At 64.7% G+C, this 20,921-nt stretch carries 16 protein-coding genes; 7 read left to right on the plus strand and 9 right to left on the minus strand.

Going from position 1 to position 20,921, the window contains the following annotated elements; all coding sequences use genetic code 11:
• Window positions 1–189: 189 nt before the first annotated feature.
• Entirely contained in the window at window positions 190–768 is a 579-nt protein-coding gene (locus D3I60_RS00745; protein WP_262774077.1) for an NADPH-dependent FMN reductase, read from the minus strand.
• 317 nt (window positions 769–1,085) lie between these two features.
• Here D3I60_RS00745 and D3I60_RS00750 point away from each other — a divergent pair, with 317 nt between their 5' ends.
• Window positions 1,086–1,745 (plus strand): TetR/AcrR family transcriptional regulator, encoded by a 660-nt coding sequence (locus D3I60_RS00750; protein ID WP_262774079.1) that lies wholly within the window; start codon window positions 1,086–1,088, stop codon window positions 1,743–1,745.
• A 67-nt stretch (window positions 1,746–1,812) separates the two neighbouring features.
• Here the strand turns inward: D3I60_RS00750 and D3I60_RS00755 are convergent, their stop codons facing one another.
• From D3I60_RS00755 to D3I60_RS00770, 4 genes are all read right to left on the minus strand, one after another.
• On the minus strand, window positions 1,813–3,612 hold the full coding sequence (locus tag D3I60_RS00755; protein WP_262774080.1) for a dipeptide ABC transporter ATP-binding protein: 1,800 nt from the start codon (window positions 3,610–3,612) through the stop codon (window positions 1,813–1,815).
• Window positions 3,609–4,670, minus strand: coding sequence for an ABC transporter permease (locus D3I60_RS00760; protein ID WP_262774081.1), 1,062 nt, complete (start codon window positions 4,668–4,670; stop codon window positions 3,609–3,611). Before D3I60_RS00760 ends, D3I60_RS00755 begins: the two co-directional genes overlap by 4 nt.
• Window positions 4,670–5,761, minus strand: coding sequence for an ABC transporter permease (locus D3I60_RS00765; RefSeq protein WP_262774083.1), 1,092 nt, complete (start codon window positions 5,759–5,761; stop codon window positions 4,670–4,672). Before D3I60_RS00765 ends, D3I60_RS00760 begins: the two co-directional genes overlap by 1 nt.
• A gap of 141 nt (window positions 5,762–5,902) precedes the next feature.
• The gene (locus tag D3I60_RS00770) at window positions 5,903–7,537 is read right to left on the minus strand and encodes an ABC transporter substrate-binding protein (protein ID WP_262774085.1); all 1,635 of its coding nucleotides are present in this window, start codon (window positions 7,535–7,537) and stop codon (window positions 5,903–5,905) included.
• 475 nt (window positions 7,538–8,012) lie between these two features.
• Between D3I60_RS00770 and D3I60_RS00775 the strand changes: the two genes are divergently transcribed.
• The gene (locus D3I60_RS00775) at window positions 8,013–9,551 is read left to right on the plus strand and encodes an alanine/glycine:cation symporter family protein (RefSeq protein WP_262774087.1); all 1,539 of its coding nucleotides are present in this window, start codon (window positions 8,013–8,015) and stop codon (window positions 9,549–9,551) included.
• Between the two features lie 224 nt (window positions 9,552–9,775).
• Here the strand turns inward: D3I60_RS00775 and fbaA are convergent, their stop codons facing one another.
• Both fbaA and D3I60_RS00785 read right to left on the minus strand, forming a co-directional pair.
• The gene (gene fbaA, locus D3I60_RS00780; RefSeq protein WP_262774089.1) at window positions 9,776–10,801 is read right to left on the minus strand and encodes a class II fructose-bisphosphate aldolase; all 1,026 of its coding nucleotides are present in this window, start codon (window positions 10,799–10,801) and stop codon (window positions 9,776–9,778) included.
• Between the two features lie 273 nt (window positions 10,802–11,074).
• Entirely contained in the window at window positions 11,075–12,988 is a 1,914-nt protein-coding gene (locus D3I60_RS00785; RefSeq protein ID WP_262774091.1) for a BCCT family transporter, read from the minus strand.
• A 234-nt stretch (window positions 12,989–13,222) separates the two neighbouring features.
• Between D3I60_RS00785 and D3I60_RS00790 the strand changes: the two genes are divergently transcribed.
• Window positions 13,223–14,557 (plus strand): MFS transporter, encoded by a 1,335-nt coding sequence (locus tag D3I60_RS00790; protein WP_262774093.1) that lies wholly within the window; start codon window positions 13,223–13,225, stop codon window positions 14,555–14,557.
• Window positions 14,558–14,677: 120 nt separating this feature from the next.
• Here the strand turns inward: D3I60_RS00790 and D3I60_RS00795 are convergent, their stop codons facing one another.
• Both D3I60_RS00795 and D3I60_RS00800 read right to left on the minus strand, forming a co-directional pair.
• The gene (locus D3I60_RS00795) at window positions 14,678–15,166 is read right to left on the minus strand and encodes an SRPBCC family protein (RefSeq protein WP_262774095.1); all 489 of its coding nucleotides are present in this window, start codon (window positions 15,164–15,166) and stop codon (window positions 14,678–14,680) included.
• Between the two features lie 31 nt (window positions 15,167–15,197).
• Window positions 15,198–15,539: an ArsR/SmtB family transcription factor gene (locus D3I60_RS00800; protein ID WP_262774097.1), complete on the minus strand. Its 342-nt coding sequence runs from the start codon at window positions 15,537–15,539 to the stop codon at window positions 15,198–15,200.
• A 133-nt stretch (window positions 15,540–15,672) separates the two neighbouring features.
• On the opposite strand from D3I60_RS00800, the gene D3I60_RS00805 reads away from it, so the two are divergent.
• The 4 genes from D3I60_RS00805 (at window position 15,673) to D3I60_RS00820 (ending at window position 20,878) form a co-directional block, all read left to right on the plus strand.
• Window positions 15,673–16,317, plus strand: coding sequence for a TetR/AcrR family transcriptional regulator (locus tag D3I60_RS00805; protein WP_262774099.1), 645 nt, complete (start codon window positions 15,673–15,675; stop codon window positions 16,315–16,317).
• The gene (locus D3I60_RS00810) at window positions 16,314–17,252 is read left to right on the plus strand and encodes an ABC transporter ATP-binding protein (RefSeq protein ID WP_262774101.1); all 939 of its coding nucleotides are present in this window, start codon (window positions 16,314–16,316) and stop codon (window positions 17,250–17,252) included. Before D3I60_RS00805 ends, D3I60_RS00810 begins: the two co-directional genes overlap by 4 nt.
• The gene (locus tag D3I60_RS00815; RefSeq protein WP_262774103.1) at window positions 17,249–18,985 is read left to right on the plus strand and encodes an ABC transporter permease; all 1,737 of its coding nucleotides are present in this window, start codon (window positions 17,249–17,251) and stop codon (window positions 18,983–18,985) included. The genes D3I60_RS00810 and D3I60_RS00815 overlap by 4 nt, the downstream gene beginning before the upstream one ends.
• Before the next feature lie 219 nt (window positions 18,986–19,204).
• Window positions 19,205–20,878 (plus strand): FAD/NAD(P)-binding protein, encoded by a 1,674-nt coding sequence (locus D3I60_RS00820; RefSeq protein ID WP_262774104.1) that lies wholly within the window; start codon window positions 19,205–19,207, stop codon window positions 20,876–20,878.
• Window positions 20,879–20,921 lie beyond the last annotated feature (43 nt).

Consider the following 20,921-nt stretch of genomic DNA (forward strand, 5'->3'; position numbering starts at 1 on the left):
CATCGCTGAGTGAACGGTTGATCACTGTGACTCTAACGCAGGCGTGGGGACGGTCACTGTGCACGGTCGGGCCGGGCCGCCTCGGGGAGGCGATCACCAGGCCGATATGGTGTCGGTCGCGGCGGGGACGACGAGGCCCGCCGGTCGGGTGACCGGCGGGCCTGTCTCAGTTCAGCGCTGTCGGCAGACTCAGGCGGCCTGCTCCTCGGCGCGGGCTTCGCGCACGGACTTCAGGGCCTCGCCCCAGGCGACGATGTCGTCGACCATGGATGCGAACGGGGCGGCAGAGACCTCGGTCGGGGTGAACGTGCCGTCGGCGACGTCGGTGAAGATCGAGAATGATGCCTGGTCACGCACGACGGCCAGCTTGTAGTTCGCGAGGATGTGGCGCAGGTGCTCAGCAGCGCGCACTCCCTTGTCGGCGCCGTAGTTCACGATGCCGGCGACCTTGTGGTTGAACTCGGTGGCGACGAAGTCGAGGGCATTCTTCAGCGAGCCGGAGATCGAGTGGTTGTACTCAGGAGTGACGAAGATGAAGGCGTCGAACTCTTCGAGCTTCGCGCCCCAGGCCTTCGTGTGGTCGTTGGCGTACATCTTCGCACCCGCCGGGATGATCTCGTCGAGCAGCGGCAGGTCGAAGGTGCCGAAGTCGACGACCTCGGCGCGGACATCGTCATTGGCGGCCAGCTGCTGCTCGACCCAGTTCACGATCTGCGGGTTGAGGGCCTGCGGGCGGGAAGTTCCGGGAATGATGGCAATGTTGAGCATATGCGTCCTCAAATCGTTGAGCGGTGTCCACCGGCCGGGCGGCCATGGCGGTCGAGTTCTCGGGTGGAGCCTGCGACCTGGGCGAACCGGATCGGCTACAACTCCACACTGCCCAACATTGTTGAAGACTCAATCATTCCGGTCGCGGGTGTGATGCTGATCACAATTGGAGCCGGACGCCGAACACGGTGATACCGTGATTCCGCGCGAAATCAGGCCCGCAGAGACCACCTGTCGTGTATGGTCGTTGGGCAAGTGAAAGACTGTTCGTTAAAAAGTCGGCTTCAACGGAAAACAAGGCAAGGAGTCCGGTCATCGTGCGCTCAACCAACGGCCGCAACAATATTCTCCGCTCGGCCCGGGACACCTTCGCGGACAAAGGATTCGACGGCGCGTCCATCCGCGATATCGCACAGACAGCAGGTCTGAGCCTCTCAGCGCTCTACTACTACTTCCCATCCAAACAGGAAGCTCTCTACGAGCTCGTCCACACAGCGTATACCTGGTACGTCGAACACTGCCGAGCGGTCATCGCCGACGTCGATGACGATGTCGTCGACCAGCTGGCCGTGGCGGTGCGCTACCTCGCCCGCTATCGCATGGAGAACGTCTCGGTCTCCACCGTGCTGCTGCGCGACACCGAACGGCTCACCGGCGACAACGCCGTCCGCGTGAAAGAACTCCAGCGGGAGGCCCGCGAGATCATGGGCGATATCGTCCAGGCCGGCATCGACGTAGGGAAGTTCCGCGTCAGCAGTGCGGCTCTGGCCACTCGCGCCATCCACTCGATCTGCAATTCGCTCTCGCTGTGGTACCGGCCGACGGGCGACCTGACGCCTGACATGATCGAGCGCGACTTCACTCAGTACTCGATGCGCATCCTCGGTATCGACCCCGACGAAGCCGAACTCGACCGCCTGCTGGCCCTGCCGGTCAATCAGGCCGGAATGCTCGACTTCATCGCCGACACCAACTGACCCCGTTGCTATCTGACGGCGGCGCAGCAACCTCGCGCGAGGTTGCTGCGCCGCCGTCAGGTAGTAATCAGGGGCGAAGGGTTCTTGCCAGCTCGCGGCGCTTCGCCTGCTCCTTCGGGTCCGGGACCGGCAGTGAGGCGATGAGGCGCTTCGTGTAGTCCTCACGCGGCGCACCGAGCACCTGCTCACCCGTGCCCTCTTCGAGCAGCTCACCGTGGAAGAGCACCCCGATGCGGTCGGAGAGCATGTCGACCACGGCGAGATCGTGGCTGATGAACAGGGCCGCGAAGTCGAAGCGGTTCTGCAGCTCGACGAAGAGCTCGAGCACCTTCGCCTGCACGGACACATCCAACGCCGAGGTCGGCTCATCGGCGATGAGCAGCTCCGGATCGAGCGCCAGTCCGCGCGCCAGCGACGCCCTCTGACGCTGACCGCCGGAGAGCTCATGCGGATACCGCGCCGCATACGCCTTCGGCAGCTGCACGGAATCGAGGAGCTCGAGCACTCGCTGCGACCGGTCGTACGGACTCATCTCCCGACGGTGGATCGCGAACGGCTCGGCGATGCACTCCCCGATCGTCAGGTGCGGATTGAATGATGCCGCCGGGTCCTGGAACACGAACCCGATCCGACGCCGGATCTTCGTGAACTCCCGCTCCTTGAACCCGACCATCTCATGTCCGAGCACGGAAAGACTGCCGCCGCTTGCCCTGGTCAGGCCCGCGATCGCGCGTCCGATCGTCGTCTTGCCCGACCCCGACTCACCGACGAGCCCGTAGACCTCGCCGGCCCTGATGTCGAAGCTGACCTTCTTCACCGCGTGGAAGTCCGACTTGCCGATCCCGCCCGGGTAGACGATGTCGAGCTCGCGCGCGGTCACGATGGATTCGCGCGCGTCCCCGTTCTTCGCCGAGGCGGCTCCCTCCTTCGCCGAGGCAGCCCCGTCCGACGTCTCCCCCGCCGAGGCGACCCCATCCGAGGTCTCCCCCGTCGAGGCGGTGCGTGCTGAGTCGGCGGCGGCCTTGCGGCTGCCGGCCACGGTCGACCCGATCCGCGGCACAGCGGCGAGGAGTTCGCGCGTGTACTGTTCCTGCGGATCATTGAAGAGCTGTTCGACGGACGAGACCTCGACGAGGTCCCCGCGCAGCATCACGGCCACTCGATCGGCGAGGTCGGCGACGACGCCCATATTGTGGGTGATGAGCACGATGGCGGTGCCCGTCTCGTCGCGCAGTTCGCGCAGCAGGTCGAGGATCTCGGCCTGCACGGTGACGTCGAGGGCGGTGGTCGGCTCGTCGGCGACGATGAGCTTCGCCCCGAGAGCCAGGGCCATGGCGATGACGATGCGCTGCTTCTGCCCGCCCGAGAACTGGTGCGGGTAGTAGTCGAAACGGCTTTCGGCATCGGGGATCCCGACCTGCCGCATGGCCTTGACGACGCGAGATTTGAGGTCGGCCTTGCTCGCCTTCTTATCGTGCGCCCGCAGACCTTCGGCGATCTGCCACCCGACCGTGAAGACGGGGTTGAGCGCCGTCGACGGCTCTTGGAAGACCATTGCCACATCCCGGCCGCGCATGGCCCGCAGCTCATCGGCGGAGACGCTGAGCACGTTCTGCCCGGAGATGACGATGGCCCCGGAGCGCTGCGCCGTCTCGGGCAGCAGACCGAGGATGGACCGGGCGGTCACGGTCTTACCGGACCCCGACTCACCCACGATCGCCAGCACCTCACCGGGCGAGACGCTCAGCGACACGTCCTTGACGGCGTGGACCTCCCCGCCATCGGTGGAGAAGGTGACGTCGAGACTGTCGACATCGAGGATGCTGCCCGTCGCCGAGGCGGCTTGCTCGTGTTTCTGCTTGCTCATGCCGTGACCTCCGCGGGCTTGACGTTCTTGACCTTGGCTTTGCGCCGCACGCGCAGACGCGGGTCGTTGAGGTCGTTCATCGACTCACCGACCAGGGTGATTCCCAGCACCGTGAGCACGATGGCCACGCCCGGGAACACCGCCGTCCACCACACACCGGAGGTGACGTCCGGCAGTGCCTTGTTGAGGTCGTATCCCCATTCCGACGCCGAGGTGGGTTCGATGCCGAAGCCCAGGAACCCGAGTCCGGCCAAGGTCAGGATCGCCTCGGAGGAGTTGAGTGTGAAGATCAGCGGCAAGGTCCGCGTGGCATTGCGGAAGATGTGCTTGGAGATGATCCGCGTCTTCGACGCGCCGAGGACGATCGCCGATTCGACGAAGGGTTCGGCCTTCAGCCGCAGGGTCTCGGCACGGACGACGCGGAAATACTGCGGGATGAAGACGACCGTGATCGAGAATGCGGCCGCGGCGATGCCGCCCCACGCACTCGACTGCCCGCCGGAGATCGCAATCGACATGACAAGCGCCAGCAGCAGGGTCGGGAAGGCGTAGACGGCATCGGCGATGACGACGAGGATGCGGTCGAGCCATCCGCCGATGTAGCCGGAGACGAGACCGAGGATGACGCCGGCGAAGATCGACATGACCACGGCCACGACGATGACGGCCACTGCGGTCTGGGCACCCCAGACGACACGGGAGAAGACATCGTAGCCGCCGACGGTCGTCCCCCAGATGTGGGTGCCGCCGGGTGGCAGCTTCGACCCGAAGTTGCCTTCGGATGTGCCCAGCTGGTTGAAGCCGTACGGGGCGATGAGCGGTGCGAAGATCGCGCAGATGAGCACGATTCCGCACAGCACGAGGCCGGTGATGAGCATTCCGCGCTGCAGCCCCACGGACTGGCGCAGATGCGAGATGATCGGCAGGCGGGAGAACCAGGACTTCTTGGCCCGGTCGTCGAACGCCGCTGCCGGTACTCCGGAGCCGGGAGCCTCCTCGGCGAAGGTCTGGGCCTCTTCAACCGGGCCCTGGTTCTGCGGGTTGTCTGGAGTGGACATCAGTACCTCACTCTCGGGTCGATGAACGCGGCGATGACGTCGACGAGGAAGTTCGTGACCGCGACGATGACGGCGAGGAACACGACGATTCCCTGCACTGCCACGAAATCACGGGCGGTCAGGTACTCGGCGAGTTTGAAGCCGAGCCCCTTCCACTCGAACGTCGTCTCGGTGAGCACGGCGCCGGCGAGCATGAGCGCGATCTGCATACCCATGACCGTGATGATCGGGATCAGCGCAGGACGGTACGCATGCTTGGTGACCAGGCGGTATTCGGAGATTCCGCGGGATCGACCGGAGTCGACGTACTGCTGCTCGAGCGTGCCGATGAGGTTCGTGCGCACGAGCCGGAGGAACACTCCGGCGGTGAGTACGCCGAGCGCGATCGCCGGCAGCACCGCATGGGCGAGGACGTCGCCGAGGACGGAGAAGTTGCCGATGCGCAGGGCGTCGATGAGGTAGAACCTCGTCGGGCCGACGACACCGGACATGACGTATTCGGTCTCTGTGGTGCCGCGGCCGGCGACGGGAAGGATCGGCAGGAAGACGCCGAAGACGAGTTTGAGGATCATGCCAGCGAAGAACACCGGGGTCGCGTAGCCGAGGATCGCGAGCACCCGCAGTGCCGCGTCCGGGGCTTTGTCGCGGTGGTAGGCGGCGAGCATGCCCAGCGGGATGCCGAGGATGAACGCGACGATGAGCGCATAGAAGACGAGTTCGACGGTCGCTGCACCGTAGTTGAGCAGGATCGACGAGACCGGCTGCCCGTCGGAGACCGCAGTGCCGAAGTCGCCCTTGAGCAGATTGCCCAAGTATTCGAAGTACTGGACGAGGATGGGCCGGTCGTAGCCGGCGGCGTGGACGCGCTCGGCCAGTTGGGCCTTTGTCAGACGTCCGCCCAGCGCTGCGGTGATCGGGTCACCGGTGATGCGCATGAGGAAGAACACCAGAGTGGTGAGAATGAAGATGGTGGGAATGATGAGCAGGAAGCGGATGAGGACATAACGTCCCAGACCGCCTCCCGAGGGCTTCTTGACCGCGACCGAAGTCTCGGCGGCCTCAGCCCCTGGTTCGCTGATGGCAGCAGACATGTGTTCCTTATGAGATGTGTTTCGACGCGTTCGCGACAGGGCGCAACTCAGTGAGGGTCACTGCAGGTGTACGGAGCTGACCGCGGACGCGCCACGAGGTGCAGGCGGCCTGATCGGCTCACCTGCACCTCGTGTGGGTGATCACTTGCTCAGCAGTGCCAGACGGAACTGGAACGCGGGGTCGAGGGTGTCGTCGACGCCCTTGACGTCCTTGCCGGACACGGCGATCTGGTTGCCCTGCAGCAGCGGCAGGGTCGGCAGTTCGTCGGCCAGCTCGCCCTGGATCTTCTTCAGGGCATCTTCGCGCTTGCCCTTATCAGCGATCGAGGACTGAGCGTTGAGCTCCTTGTTCATCGCCTCATCACGGTAGTGGTTGGCGAGGAACGACGGAGTCTCATCCGTGTCGTAGAAGAACGGCATGAGGTAGTTGTCGGCATCCGAGTAGTCCGGGAACCAACCCAGCTGGTACATCGGGTAGACGTCATCGGTGCGGTCCTTCGAGTACTGCACCCACTCGGTCGACTGCAGCTTGACCTTGAACAGCCCGGTCTTGTCCAGCTGGTCCTTGACCAGGGCATACTCATCACCCGAGGAGGGGCCGTAGTGGTCAGGGTTGTACTGGAGCTTGAGCTCGACCGGGGTCTTGACTCCGGCATCCTTGAGCGCTTTCTTCGCCTTCTCGACGTCGGCGCCGCCCTTGCCGTCGCCGTATTCGGCCTTCAGCGGTTCATCGGAGCCGGGAAGCCCGTCGGGCACATGCGAATACAGCGGAGTGAAGGTGTCCTTGTAGACCTGGCTGGCGATCGCCTGACGGTCGACGGAGTCGGCCATGGCCTGGCGGACAGCGAGCGCCTTCTTCTCGTCGGCGTCATCGGTCTTCGCACCGAAGGGCATCGTGTCGTAGTTGAACACGATGTAGCGGATCTCGCCGCCGGGCCCCTTGTGGACCTTGAGGTCCTCGTTCTTGCCGAGGTCCTCGACGTCGGTGGCCGAGAGCGAACGCCACGCGACGTCGATGGTGTTCTCCTGGACGTCGAGCTTCATGTTGTTCGCGTCCGAGTAGTACTTCATCTGCACGGTCTCGGTCTTGGCCGGCTCGATGAAGCCCTTGTAGTCCGGATTCGCCTTGTAGGTGATCAGCTCGTTGAACTTGAAGCCGTCGATCGTATACGGGCCGGCGAAGGCCTTGCCGTCGACGATCTCCTGGTCCTTCGTGACCTTGTCGGCCGAGAATACGTCTTCATCGACGATCGGGCCAGCGGCGCTGGCGAGGACTCCGGGCCAGGTCTGGTCGTTCTTGCGCTTGAGGTTGAAGACGACGGTCTTCTCATCCGGGGTCTCCACGGACTTAAGACCGCCCAGCAGCGAAGAGGGCCCGTTGGGATCCTGGATCTTCAGCTGACGATCGAAGGAGAACTTCACGTCCGAGGAGGTCAGTTCGTTGCCGTTGGCGTATTTGAGTCCGTCCTTGAGCTTGACCTCGTACTTCGTCGGCTCGGTGAAGTCAGCGGACTCGGCGATCGAAGGGTTGAGCTCGGCCGTACCCGGCTTGTAGGCGAGGATGTACGGGTAGATCTGCTGTTCGACGAGCGAGCTTCCGTTGTCGTACGCAGCAGCCGGGTCGAGAGCCACGACCTTGTCCGTGGTTCCGACCGTGAGCATTCCGCCTTTGTCGTCCCCGCCGCCGCCTCCGGTCGTCGAGGTCGAGCAGGCGGAGAGGAGCAGAGCGCCGGCCGCAGCGATGGCCACGGCCTTTGCGCCAGTTCGTCGTTTCATGGTGTTCCTGTCTTTCACAAGTGCTCTTCGTGTCTTCTTTGCTCGAAGAGATCCGCACCACATCTTACGGTTCCCGTCCCAAATAGTGAACTGACGCACATGAAGTGATCCAGTTCGCAACGACTTCGCAACAATTCGCCGAGGCGGCCCTGACGACACAGCGAAACGTCCCTTGCCGCAATGGCTGAGATCCCCTCCAGCATCGCCCCATATCGCGCACGCTCCTGCCGCGAACCGTTCCCCGGCCCCGTGAAATCACACGACCGCGTCCACGGCAGCGCGACGGGGAGGCGCCTCGGCGAATGCGATTTGCGTCACCGATGACAATCGGCTTGACTTATGAGGTGCATCACAGAGAACGCTAGGGAAACTCTCGTGAAACTGGCCGGTCCCCCGCCGGCCGGTGCTCTGGCACAGATGCTAGATAAGCAACACCGTGTCGGCGATCCCGGCACTGAAGAACGAATGGAGAAGCGTGTCCGCTTTCATCGACTGGCTCAACGGGGTTGTGTGGTCATCCGCCCTCGTCTACCTGTGCCTCGGCGCAGGTGTCTATTTCACGATCCGCTCGCGCGCGGTTCAGATCCGTCAGATCCCCGCCATCTTCAAGCAGATGTTCACGGGAAAGAGCTCCAATGAGGGAGTCTCGTCCTTCCAGGCTCTGGCGATCTCTCTGGCAGGTCGCGTCGGCGTCGGCAATATCGCCGGTGTCGCCACCGCCATCGGCTTCGGCGGCCCCGGTGCCGTCGTCTGGATGTGGATCTCTGCCCTCCTCGGCGCCTCGACGTCCTACGTCGAATCCACCCTGGGACAGATCTTCAAGGAACAGGATCCCCGTACCGGTGAGTACCGCGGCGGCCCGGCCTTCTACCTCGAGAAGGCCTACCGCCACACCAAGGCCCGCGGCCTGTTCAAGGTCTACGGCATGGTCTTCGCGGCCGTGACCGTCATCGCCATGTCCTTCATGCTGCCGGGCATCCAGTCCAATGCGATCTCCGGCGCCGTCGAGAACGCCTGGAGCGTTCCCACCTGGGGCACCGCAATCGCGCTCGTCATCATCATGGGCTTCATCGTCGTCGGCGGAATCAAGCGCATCGCGCACTTCGCTTCGCTGGCCGTGCCGTTCATGGCCGTCATCTACATCGTTGCGGCCATCGCCGTGACCATCATCAACGCCGACCAGATCGTTCCGGTCTTCCAACTGATGTTCAACTCGGCCTTCGGCATCGATGCCGGACCGGAAGCAGCCTTCGGCGGCATCATCGGCATGGCGGTCCAGTGGGGCGTCCAGCGCGGCATCTACTCGAACGAAGCCGGACAGGGAACCGGACCGCACGCAGCCTCGGCTGCCGAGGTCTCGCACCCTTCGAAGCAGGGACTCGTGCAGGCCGGATCGGTCTACATCGACACCCTGTTCGTGTGCTCGGCGACCGCGTTCATGATCCTCTCCACCGGCATGTACAAGGTCTTCGATGCCGACGAGACGACGATCATCGGCACCGGTCGCGGACAGATGGCCGAGGAGATCGCCGCGACTCCGGGCGAGAAGTGGCCTCAGGCGGGACTCGACTCGATGATCCACGGCTTCGGTGCCAGCTTCATCGCGATCTCGATCTTCCTCTTCGCGCTGACCACGATCGTCGCCTACTACTACATGGCGGAGACGAACCTCGTGTACCTACTTGGCAAGGCCAAGAACACCCTGGTGCTCGCCATCGGCAAGCGCGTGCTGCAGCTGCTCATCCTCGTCGCCGTCGCCGTGGGTGCGATGTCGACGGCAGGCAGCGCCTGGGCGCTCGGCGATATCGGCGTGGGCCTCATGGCCTGGCTGAACATCATCGGCATCCTCATCCTGCAGCAGCCGGCGTTCAAGCTCCTGCGCGACTTCGAACGCCAGACCAAGCACGGACTGGACCCGGTGTTCGAGCCCGAGAAGATCGGAGTGCGCAACGCCGACTTCTGGGATCAGCGGGTTGCTCGGCTCAAGGCCGGCGAAGCGGTGCCTGAAGGCTGATTCCCCACCCGATCGGCAGACACCTCGTCTGCCGATCCGAGGGACAGACTACGAGGCCCGGGACAATGGCGTCCCGGGCCTCGTGCCATTCACCCGCCGAGAGAATAGGTCGCAATCGGACTTCGGTCGGCAAACGTAGGGCACTATCGGACATTTCTGGCGCTCAGAAATGTCCGATAGCGACCTACGTTTGGCCTGCGCCGCCTGCCCCGCGCCCCCTCAGCTCACTTGTTCAGGCTGGTGCCTGCCGAGCCGAGGTTCTGGCAGGCTTCGACGATGCGCTCGGCCATGCCCTTCTCCGCGGCCTTGCCGTAGGAGCGCGGGTCGTAGAGCTTCTTGTCTCCGACCTCGCCGTCGATCTTGAGCACTCCGTCGTAGTTGCGGAACATGTGCTCGACGACGGGACGAGTGAAGGCGTACTGGGTGTCGGTGTCGATGTTCATCTTCACGACTCCGTGGCGGACCGCCTCGGCGATCTCCTCTGCGCTCGAGCCCGAGCCGCCGTGGAAGACGAGGTCGAAGGGAGCGTCCTTGCCGACCTCGGCGCCGACCTTGTCCTGGATCTCACCGAGGAGTTCGGGACGCAGCTTCACATTGCCGGGCTTGTACACGCCGTGGACGTTGCCGAAGGTCAGAGCCGTGAGGTAGCGGCCCTTCTCACCGGTGCCCAGCGCCCGCGCGGTGGCCAGCCCGTCCTCGACCGTAGTGTAGAGCTTGTCATTGATCTCGTTCTCGACGCCGTCTTCTTCGCCGCCGACGACGCCGACCTCGATCTCGAGGATCGAGTGTGCGGCCGCCGAGAGCTCGAGCAGCTCCTCGGCGAGGGTGAGGTTCTCGTCGAGGGGAACGGCCGAACCGTCCCACATGTGCGACTGGAAGTAGGGCTCACCGCCGTTCCTCACGCGCTCGGTCGACGCGGCCACCAGGGGCTTGACCCAGGCTTCGACGGCGTCCTTCGGTGCGTGGTCGGTGTGCAGTGCGATGTTGACGTCGTAGCTCTTAGCCACCTCGGCGGCGAAGACGGAGAACGCGATCGCACCGCGGACACGGTCCTTGACCGTCGGGCCGGACATGTATTCGGCGCCTCCCGTGGAGATCTGCACGATGCCGTCGGAACCGGCTTCGGCGAAGCCGCGGATGGCGGCGTTGATCGTCTGCGAGGAGGTGCAGTTGATCGCGGGGTAGGCGAAGCCCTGGGACTTCGCGCGGTCGATCATCTCGGCATACACTTCGGGGCTGGCGATGGGCATACATGCTCCTTGGTCGGGGTCGGCCGTATCTGCTGCCACCAGCCTACTCGTTCCGTCCCGGCCGTGGCAGGTGGCCCGACCGACGGCCTCACCTCACCGAGGAGGCATTCCCCTGACGAGTTCTGCGGGCAAGTCCCGGTGTGCGGTTTCCGGTCCCCTCACCGAGGATGCCCGCCCTTGGCATCGCCCGTGAACGACGAAACCGGCCGACCATCGGGTCGGGCGGTTTCAACGGCGGTGAGCCGCCGCGGTGCGGATGAGGACCCGGGCGGGTCAGGACTCGGAGTTTGGAGGTGTCTCCGTCTCCCGGGTCGGCACGTCGCGGCCGCCGCGATTGCTTTCGCGACCGGCCGACTTCGACCGCTGCTTGCCGAGCAGACCCTGCGAACTGCTGAGCCGGTAGTCGATGCGCTCGTCGACCTTCTCGCCCAGGTATTCGTCGAAGTCGTCGGCCAGGTGCTCACCGACCGCACGGTAGCGTGCGGCACGTTCGATCGCGGCGGTCCGCTTGGCCTCCATGCCGAAGGCCTTGAGTGTGGACACACAGACGAGCAGCAGCACGATCGAGAACGGCAACGCTGTGACCAGCGATCCCGCCTGCAGCGCGGTCAGACCGCCAGCGACGAGCAGCGCGATGGCGATCGCACCTTCCATCAGCGCCCAGAGCACGCGTGACCAGATCGGCGGGTTCGGGTGACCGCCCGAGGCGAGCATGTCGACGACGAGCGAGCCGGAGTCCGAGGAAGTGATGAAGAAGATCGCCACGAGGATGATCGCGATGACCGAGAGGATCGAGCCCAACGGCAGGTCGCCGAGGACGTCGAAGAGGACACGCTCGGCGACGACTCCCTCATCCGGATCGACAAGGTCACCGGAGCCGAAGATCTGACGGTAGATGCCGGTACCGCCGAGGACGGAGAACCAGAAGAAGCCGACGATCGACGGCACCAGCAGGACACCGGCGATGAACTCGCGGACCGTGCGCCCGCGGGAGATGCGTGCGATGAAGACACCGACGAAAGGTGCCCAGGAGATCCACCAGCCCCAGTAGAAGAGGGTCCAACTCGAGTTCCATTCGGCCCCCTCCTTGCCGGAGTAGGCACCGATGTCGAAGGTCATGTTCAGCACGTTCGCCAGCCAGACTCCGAGTGATTCGACGAAGTTCTGGAATAGGAACAGAGTGGGGCCAAGCACCAGGACCGTGACAAGCAGGACGCCGGCCATCGTGAGGTTGATGTTCGACAGCCATTTGATGCCTGCGCCCACACCGGAGACCACCGAAGCGGTGGCGAGGAAGGTGATGATGACGATGAGGATGATGAGGAAGGTGTTGTCGTAGTCGCCGACGACCCCGATGTGTTTGAGTCCAGCCGAGATCTGCTGGACACCGAGGCCCAGCGAGGTGGCGATGCCGAAGACGGTGCCGAAGATCGCGATGATGTCGATGACGTCTCCGGCCCAGCCCTTGACCTTATTGCCGAGCAGAGGCTCGAGTGCCCACCGGATCGACAGAGGGCGACCGCGACGATGGATGGCATAGGCCAGCGCCATGCCGAGCACCGCGTAGAGCGCCCAGGGGTGCAGTCCCCAGTGGACGAAGGTCTGGGCCATGCCCATCTGCGCGTTCTCGACCTCCCCGCCGGCCCAGCCGGGCTTCGGCCCGGTGGTGGCGTAGGTGAGCGGTTCGGCCACACCGTAGAAGACGAGGCCGATACCCATGCCGGCGGCGAAGAGCATCGCGAACCAGGACATCACGCCGAATTCGGGTTCGTCATCGTCCTTGCCGAGCTTGATCTTGCCGAATTTCGAGAAGCCGACGACGATGGCGAAGGCGACGAAGAGTCCGACGACGAGCATGTAATACCAGCCGAGGTCCGTGACGATCCAGTTCTGGATGCTCGAGATGACCTGGCCCGTGCCCTCGGGCAGGGACACGGAGAACACGACGATTCCGACGATGATGATCAGCGCCGGCCAGAATACGCGCGGAGCGATCATGCCCTTGCCGATGTGCACTCCTTGCCGGCGCAGCTTCTGCGTGATCGCGTCGTCGGAATCGGATTCGCCGATGTGGAGCTTCTCAGGCAGATGCAGTTCTACGGGGTCGGGTTCACCGAAGAGCAGCTGCTCTTCCGGGCCCGGTCCCAACCCGTTTCCCGACTGGAAATTCGTGTCGGGGTTACTCATTTCGCTCTCCTTATCGGATGATTGGATTACCGTTTCACTCTGCCCCATTTCCCAGTCTCCTTCAAGGCAACTTTCAGCCAAGACGCCCACAGCAGGGGTGAAATCCCTGGTCACGCAGAGAATTCGCTCTGCGCCGCAACAGGAAAGTCGACTTGCGAGAAGAGCGGACCAAGCCGGGGAATCGCCCCACGGCTCACCCCACGTTTCGGACCCGGCATTCAGTACAGTGGCCTCATGGCCTCGACGCTGACTTCACCCGGTTCGAGCCCCGGTTCGGGCAATCGCCTGCGCATCTTCAATTGGGCACTGTGGGACTGGGGTTCGGCGTCCTTCAACGCTGTGATCATCACCTTCGTCTTCTCTCCATATCTGACGAAGTCCGTCGCCGCGACCGAGGAAGCCGGCTCCTCGGCGTTGGGCTGGTCGATGGCCGCAGCCGGTTTCGTCATCGCCGTCATCGCTCCGGCGGCCGGCACGCGAGCCGACGCCGGGGGACGCCATCGTCTGTGGCTGGGCGTGCACACCGGGATCGTCGTGCTCACGATGTTCGGGCTCTTCTTCGTCCGCGACTCCCCCGACTACCTGTGGCTGGGCCTGCTGCTCCTGGCTGTGGGCAGCGTCTTCTTCGAATTCGCCGAGGTGTCCTACAACGGCATCATGGTCCGCATCACCGACCCCGACAACGTCGGCAAGGTCTCCGGATTCGGCTGGGGCATGGGCTACGTCGGAGGGCTTGTCCTCCTCGTCATCCTCCTCGTCCTCGTCATCCAACCCGAGGTCGGCTTCCTCGGCGCCAGCGACGAAGAGGGGCTGCGGTTCCGCATCGTCGCGGTGCTGTCAGCCGTGTGGTTCGCGATCTTCGCACTCCCCGTCCTGTTCTCGGCACCGGGCGCGAACGCCAAGGGCACCTCGGGTGGGCATCCGATCCGGGCGTTCCTGTCCGACTATGCGGGCCTCGTCCGCCGTCTGATCCGGATGTGGTCGGCCGAGCATCAGACGCTGCGGTTCTTCATCGCCTCGGCGGTCTTCCGGGACGGTCTCGCCGCGATCTTCTCCTTCGCGGGCGTCCTCGCGGCCGGCAGCTACGGCTTCTCCGCCTCGGAGATCATCATCCTCGGTGTGGCCGCGAACGTCGCAGCGGGCGCCGGGGCAATGATCGCCGGATGGTTCGATGATCGGCTCGGTCCGAAGCCCGTCATCATCGCCGGCCTCATCGTCATCATCCTAGGCGGGCTGCCGATCCTCTTCAGCGCCGAGGCGGACGTGTTCTGGGTCTGCGCCCTGATCCTGAGCTTCTGCGTCGGTCCGGTTCAGGCATCAAGCCGGTCGTTCCTGGCCCGGATCACGCCGCCGGAATCGGCCGGGGAGAACTTCGGGCTCTATGCCACGACGGGAAGGGCCGTGAGCTTCCTCGGTCCGGCCATGTTCGCGCTGGCGATCACGCTCTTCGGCTTCCAGCGGGCGGGGACGCTGGGCATCCTCATCGTTCTGGCCATCGGCCTGGCTCTCATCATCCCCGTCCGACCCGACGCCCCGGCACGCTCCATGCAGGCCCGGACGCAGGGCTGAATCGGACCCCGGCGACTGTGCGCCGTTCCGCGGGAGAAGAATGTTGATTTCAGCGGCGCGAAGCAACATAAGTCTCCCGCAGAATCGTCCTCTGCGAGTCCGGTCGGGTCGGTTCGCGCCTCAGCCGTGGGCCAGCAGGTCGTCGATCTGGTTGATCGCGCCGGTCGAGCCTTCGATGACACCCATCTCCAGCACGGTGCGCAGCCCTTCGACCGAGTCGAAGACGGATTCGTAGGTGACGCGGGTGCCGGTCTCGATCGCTTCGAAGCTGTAGATGCAGCTGCTTCCGGGCATCGATTCGACGACGGCGAAGTCCTCATCGGCGAAGTAGTCTTGGAACTCCAGTCGCTTCGGACGATCGACTGAGGTCAGCTCCCACAGCCCGCAGAACTTCTCCCCCTCCGGACTCGTCATGAAGTACGTGACTCTGCCGCCGGGTTCGAGCGCATGGTCGACGACCGTGGCAGGATACGTCGGAGGACCCCAGATCTGCTCGAGCTGGCGGGGGTCGGCGTAGACCTCCCACACCCGCTCGACCGGCGCCGCGAATTCGGCGACGATCGTCAGCGTCAGTGTCTCTTCGTCATGAAATGTGTCGGTGACAGGCATGGCTGCTCCTCGAGCGTTGTGGTGGTCTGCCTCACGACCCGGCCCGTTGGTCCCCGGCCAGAAGGTCGTCGATTCTCTGCACTCGTTCGACCCACTGGCCTTCGAGCTCGGCGAGCATGCTCCTGATGGTGCGGAGCGGGCCCACCTCTGCGTGAGCGATCTGCCGCTTGCCGACTCGGCGCTTCGTCACCAGTCCTGCACGTTCGAGGACCGCGACGTGCTTCTGCACTGCGGCGAAGCTCATGTCGTAGCCGTCGGCCAGATCGGACACGGAAAGTCCCTCCCCTGCGACTCGACGCACGATATCGCGCCGGGTGCGGTCGGCCAATGCCTGGAAAAGCGCATCCGCCTCGTCATCGAGAAGTCCTTTCATGCGGTCAATCATACAACCGACTGGTTGTATGTAAATAGAGGCGGGAGAACTTTTTCATCCAGAACAGAGGTGCGAGAACTTTCTGCATCCGAACCATTGACACCCGCGCTTGAACACGCGTTTAATATTAAACATGCGTTCAACAGATCCGGATTCCGACTCCCGCCGCTCTCCGAACTCCTCGCCCGAGACAGCGGAGAAGATCCTGACTGCCGCCGTCGCCGAGTTCGCCCGCCACGGGTTCACGAAGACGACTGTTCGCGGCATCGCCGCTGCAGCCGAGGTCTCCCCCGGATTGGTCATCCACCATTTCGGGTCGAAGGACGGACTGCGCAGCGCCTGCGACGAGCACGTGTTCGAACGGATCACCGAGTCGAAGGCGAAAAACGCCAGCTACGCCACCATGGCCGTGCAGATGATGTTCGACGATCCTGAGATGTCCACCGCCGTGGACTACCTGGTCAAGTCCCTGCTCGACCCGAGTGAGCACGGTCAGCGGTACTTCGACCACTACGTCGACCTCGTCGAGTCCTATCTCACCGACGGTTTCGCCGGATACACCTTCCGACAGAGCGAAGATCCTCATGGACAGGCGGCGACCATCGCGGTCATGGCGCTGGCCCCCTCCATCCTCGAACATCGCCTGCATTCGGTTCTCGGCACCGAAGACACCACCGACATGATGACCCGACTCGCCCCGCATCTGCTCGATCTCTACCTGCACGGAGCGATCGAGTCCGTCCCGGAAGACTCTGATTTAGGAGATGAGGAATCATGAGCACCCTGACCCGCACCCGCCGCATCGACGACAGCAGAGCCTCCGTCTCGGCGGCGATCTCGATGCGAGACGTCGTGAAATCCTACGGACGCGTCCGCGCGCTCGACGGCCTCGACCTCGAGGTCGCGCGCGGCGAAGTCCACGGCTTCCTCGGCCCCAACGGCGCCGGCAAGTCGACGACGATCCGGATTCTGCTCGGAATCCTGCGACACAACTCGGGTACGGTGCGCCTCCTCGGCGAGGATCCCTGGTCGAAGGCGGTGCCCCTGCACCGCCGCCTGGCCTATGTTCCCGGCGATGTGGAACTGTGGCCGGGACTGACCGGCGGTGAGGCGATCGACCTGTTCGCCCGGCTGCGCGGAGGGGTCGACAGACGCCGCCGCGATGAACTCATCGAACGCTTCGACCTCGACCCGCGGAAGAAGGGCCGGACCTATTCGAAGGGCAACCGGCAGAAGGTTGCGCTCATCTCCGCACTGGCCTCGGACGTCGAACTGCTGCTCCTCGACGAGCCGACGGCCGGGCTCGACCCGCTCATGGAGGCGGTGTTCCAGGACTGCATCCGCGAGGCGAAGGAGGCCGGTCGCACGGTGCTGCTCTCCAGCCACATCCTCGCCCAGGTCGAGGCCCTGGCCGATCGGGTGTCGATCATCCGCTCCGGACGCATCGTCGAGACGGGAACTCTGTCGGAGCTGCGACACCTGTCCCGGACGACGATCACCGTCGGGCTCGAACACGATGTGCCCGCCCTGGCCGAGATGACCGGTGTCCACGACCTCGTCCGCGAAGGATCACGGCTGCATTTCAGCGCCGATACGGCGCAGCTGCCCCGGATCATGCGGGCGCTCGGCGAACACGATGTCGACTCGCTCACCGCGACCCCGCCGACTCTCGAGCAGCTGCTGCTGCGTCACTACGGCAAGGAGGAGTCATGAATCTGCTGGCCGCATACACGGACGACGGGGATCGCACTGTCCACGGAGGTCCCGGGAACTCACCGCAAACCGGGCATCATCATGGTGCACATGAGCGGGAACGGCGTGGCCGCCTCGGCGGGGAAACCCTGGCAGGGCTGGGCCATCTGCTGAGGTTCATGCTCCGACGGGACCGGTTGTGGCTGCCTGTCTGGGTGCTTGCTCTCTCCGCACTCACCGCGTATTTCGCGAATGCGATCGCCGTGGTCATGGATTCGGATTCGCTGCAGGCGATGACGGCGTTCGCGAAGAATCCGGTGATGGCGCTCATCACGGGGCCGGGTTACGGGCTCGACCAGGTGACGATCCCGCGGTTCATCGTCGGCATGTACGGGGTGTTCCTCATGATCGGGGCGGCTCTGATGTCGATCCTCACCGTCTCCCGGCATACGCGCGCCGAGGAGCAGACCGGGCGGGCCGAACTCGTCCGCGCCGGCGTCACCGGTCGGCATACTCAGCTCATCGCGGCCCTCGTGCTCACGGTGATCATGAATCTCCTGCTCAGCGCGGGCATGGCGGCGGCGTTCGGGTTCTCTCAGGCCGAACCGGATTCGTGGTCGGCGACGGTGCTGTTCACGGTCGGAATCGGCGCGGTGGGGTGTGTCTTCGCCGCAGTCACCGCGGTCACGGTGCAGCTGAGCGCCTTCGCCAGGGCTGCCTCGTCGATGGCCGGCGCGGTGCTCGCGCTCACCTTCGTCCTCCGTGGAATCGGCGACATGTCGGCGGTGTCCGGGGGTTCGCTCGATTGGCTGTCGTGGCTCTCACCCTTGGGATGGGCGCAGCAGACAGCGCCGTTCACCCTCGACCGCTGGTGGCCGCTGCTGTACTCCGTCGGTCTGTTCGCGGTCCTGACCGTCTTGGCGTTGGTGCTGCAGTCACGTCGTGATCTGGGTGCCGGGATCGTCGCCGAACGGCCGGGCCGGTCGCAGGCGGGACCGCTGCTGTCGACACCCCTGGGTCTGGCCCTGCGGCTGCAGGCCTCGAATCTGATCTGGTGGTCGATCAGCATGCTGGTCATGGGCGTGGTGTTCGGTTCGTTCACCGGGCCCATGGACGAAGGAGCCGCGGGAATGCCCCCGGAGATCCTGTCGATCATGGGCGGGCGGTCCGGAATCGTTGACGGCTACCTTGGCTATATGGCCCTGTACTTCGCGATCATCGTTGCCGCCTATGCCGTCATCGCCGCAGGCGGGGTGCGGTCCGAGGAAGCGTCATTCCACACCGAACCGGTGCTCGCGACCGCAGTCTCCCGCAGCGGATGGTTGGTTTCCTGGGCAGTGGTGACTCTGGTCGGGGCCGGTTGGCTGATGGGCATGGCCGGCCTCGGTGAAGGGGTGGGAGCCGCGATGTCGATGGACGATTGGTCCCTGGTGTGGCCGACCCTGCTCGGGCATCTCGCGCAGACGCCGTCGATCTGGGCGCTGCTCGGGTTCGCCTACCTGCTCTATGGATTCGTCCCGCGGCTGATGAGCCTGAGTTGGATCGTCTTCGGCGCCTCGGCGGTGCTCGCCCTCTTCGGCGGACTGATGCAGCTCGACGACGCTGTCCTCGATCTGTCCCTGTTCACCCATATCGGCCAATATCCGGCCCAGGATCTCTCCGCCGAGGCGGTGCTCTGGTTCGTCGTGATCGCTGTGGTTCTCACCGGGGCGGGCATGCTCGGGTTCCGAAGGCGGGATCTGGTGACCGCGTGAGGGGCGTGGGCTGCGTGAGAGAGCGGCCCGCTGAGCGAATGGGCGTCCGGGGGTCATGATCGTCAGCGCGGGATCGGAATGGATTCGTCACCTGAGATGACTCCGCGCAGTTCTACGCTGGATACACCTCGGGCCGTCCTCGACGGCTTCTCCCCCGTCGCATGCGGTCCCAGGACCCTGCACTCCTTCCGAACGCACCCCACCGAAGAGGCGCCCGCCATGATGAGCAGCTCAATCCCCTTGATGACCGATATCGCGATCCTCGGCTCCGGTGCGTCAGGGACTCACGGTCTCCTGGAGATCCTCTCGCGCCTGACCGCGAGGAGGACCGAACTCCTCGAGCCTGTGCGCATCACCGTCATCGACCGTGACCAGCAGTTCCACTCGGGCCTGCCCTATGGACATCGCTCGGGACGATCATCGCTGCTCATCTCCGATCTCGAGCATTTCCTCCCCGACCGTGAACGCGGCGTTTTCATCGCCTGGCTGGAGGGCCAGCGTGAGGAGATGCTGCGGTGGGCCGCAGCCGGCAGGGCCCCGGACTCCCCTCTCGCTGAGGCCATGGAGATCAACTGGATCCTCCGCCACGAGCAGGACATACGACAGAGCCGGTGGGAGCGTCTCTATCTTCCCCGGCGTCTCTATGGTCAGCATCTTGCCGAACTCGTCTCTGCGGCACTCGAGGAGGCTCGCGATGTCGCCGAGGTCGACTTCGTCCACGCAGACATCGACGAGATCACACACACCCCAGCCGGTGTCCTTCTGCGCGAGAACGCCGTCACGGGTGGGAGCCGATTCGAGCTGCACGCTCGCTCGCTGCTCCTGGCGATCGGCTCACCTCCCGTCAAAGAGCTCATCGTCGTCGACGGCGGGCGCGGCTCGGCTGCCGGCAGCGCGGAGGACGAGCTCGACTCAGGCATCATCGCCGACCTTCACGAACCGAGCCTCGACCATGTGATCGAGCGGACCTGGGCGCGGCTCGAGTCCCTGCCGGTCGACCAGCGCGACATCCTCCTCGTCGGGGGCAATGCCGATGCACTGGAGTTCATCCTCGCCTCGCACCGGCTCCGCCGCGCCACCGCAGCGCGCCTTCACATCCTCTGCTCCCGGGGACGACCGCACTACTGGCACCATGATCGCCCGGGAGAGACCGCGTCGACACCGCTGCTCGACCGGCTGCTGTCCGCCGCTGAGGCGGGTGAGCCGCTGCGGGCACAGGAACTCAGCCGCACGGTCGCGGCGGAGCTGACCGCCGCGATCGAGAAGGGCACCGCCAATTCGACTATTGCGGTGCTCATCGGAGCGGTCGGCTCCTCTCTGGCCTATATGGACGACTACGAGAGATGCTCGATGGCCGCCGAGCACGGTCTCATCATCAATGATCTGCTGCGCCGCTCCGGAGGCGATTCTCTCGACCTCCTCGTCGAGGGCATCGATGAGGGAACCATCGGTTTCGTTCCCGGTCGTTTCCGCGAAGCCCGGATCACCGCGGGCCGACTGGCCGTCACCGTGGATCCGGCGCGCCAGGCCGCGGCGCCGGACTCCTCATCGACATCACCGGCTCGAGACTATGCCGTCATCGTCAACGGGACGGGGTTCGAACGGGTGACCGACACCCGGTCCGCCCTGCTGCGTCAGATGCTCGGATCCGGCGTCGCCCGCCCCTCGGCTTCACGGACGGGCCTCGTCCTGGATGCGTCGTTCCGCGCCGCGTCGGGGATCTTCGTCCTCGGACCGCTCATCGCCGGCCACACTCAGGGGGCGGCCGCCTATTGGCACATCGAGAGTGTGATCAGGATCCTCTCGCTGGCCGGTCAGGTCGCCGAGGAACTCGTCGTCGACCTCTTCGATCGGCAGACGCTGGATGCGCGGGTGCAGGTCCCCGCGTTGTGACCGCGGTACGCAGGCCCCCGCATGAGTGGCAGGTTCCCGCGCT

It is taken from the genome of Brevibacterium permense (genome assembly GCF_025506275.1).
In the GTDB taxonomy this organism is placed as follows: domain Bacteria; phylum Actinomycetota; class Actinomycetes; order Actinomycetales; family Brevibacteriaceae; genus Brevibacterium; species Brevibacterium permense_A.

What these genes read in the sequence shown, in the direction of transcription:
- D3I60_RS00815 (WP_262774103.1), top strand. Translation starts at nt 17,249, where the DNA reads ATGAATCTGCTGGCCGCATACACGGACGACGGGGATCGCACTGTCCAC.
- D3I60_RS00805 (WP_262774099.1), top strand. Translation starts at nt 15,673, where the DNA reads ATGCGTTCAACAGATCCGGATTCCGACTCCCGCCGCTCTCCGAACTCC.
- fbaA (WP_262774089.1), bottom strand. Translation starts at nt 10,801, where the DNA reads ATGCCCATCGCCAGCCCCGAAGTGTATGCCGAGATGATCGACCGCGCG.
- D3I60_RS00755 (WP_262774080.1), bottom strand. Translation starts at nt 3,612, where the DNA reads ATGAGCAAGCAGAAACACGAGCAAGCCGCCTCGGCGACGGGCAGCATC.
- D3I60_RS00785 (WP_262774091.1), bottom strand. Translation starts at nt 12,988, where the DNA reads ATGAGTAACCCCGACACGAATTTCCAGTCGGGAAACGGGTTGGGACCG.
- D3I60_RS00790 (WP_262774093.1), top strand. Translation starts at nt 13,223, where the DNA reads ATGGCCTCGACGCTGACTTCACCCGGTTCGAGCCCCGGTTCGGGCAAT.
- D3I60_RS00745 (WP_262774077.1), bottom strand. Translation starts at nt 768, where the DNA reads ATGCTCAACATTGCCATCATTCCCGGAACTTCCCGCCCGCAGGCCCTC.
- D3I60_RS00760 (WP_262774081.1), bottom strand. Translation starts at nt 4,670, where the DNA reads ATGTCCACTCCAGACAACCCGCAGAACCAGGGCCCGGTTGAAGAGGCC.
- D3I60_RS00770 (WP_262774085.1), bottom strand. Translation starts at nt 7,537, where the DNA reads ATGAAACGACGAACTGGCGCAAAGGCCGTGGCCATCGCTGCGGCCGGC.
- D3I60_RS00820 (WP_262774104.1), top strand. Translation starts at nt 19,205, where the DNA reads ATGATGAGCAGCTCAATCCCCTTGATGACCGATATCGCGATCCTCGGC.
- D3I60_RS00765 (WP_262774083.1), bottom strand. Translation starts at nt 5,761, where the DNA reads ATGTCTGCTGCCATCAGCGAACCAGGGGCTGAGGCCGCCGAGACTTCG.
- D3I60_RS00810 (WP_262774101.1), top strand. Translation starts at nt 16,314, where the DNA reads ATGAGCACCCTGACCCGCACCCGCCGCATCGACGACAGCAGAGCCTCC.
- D3I60_RS00800 (WP_262774097.1), bottom strand. Translation starts at nt 15,539, where the DNA reads ATGAAAGGACTTCTCGATGACGAGGCGGATGCGCTTTTCCAGGCATTG.
- D3I60_RS00795 (WP_262774095.1), bottom strand. Translation starts at nt 15,166, where the DNA reads ATGCCTGTCACCGACACATTTCATGACGAAGAGACACTGACGCTGACG.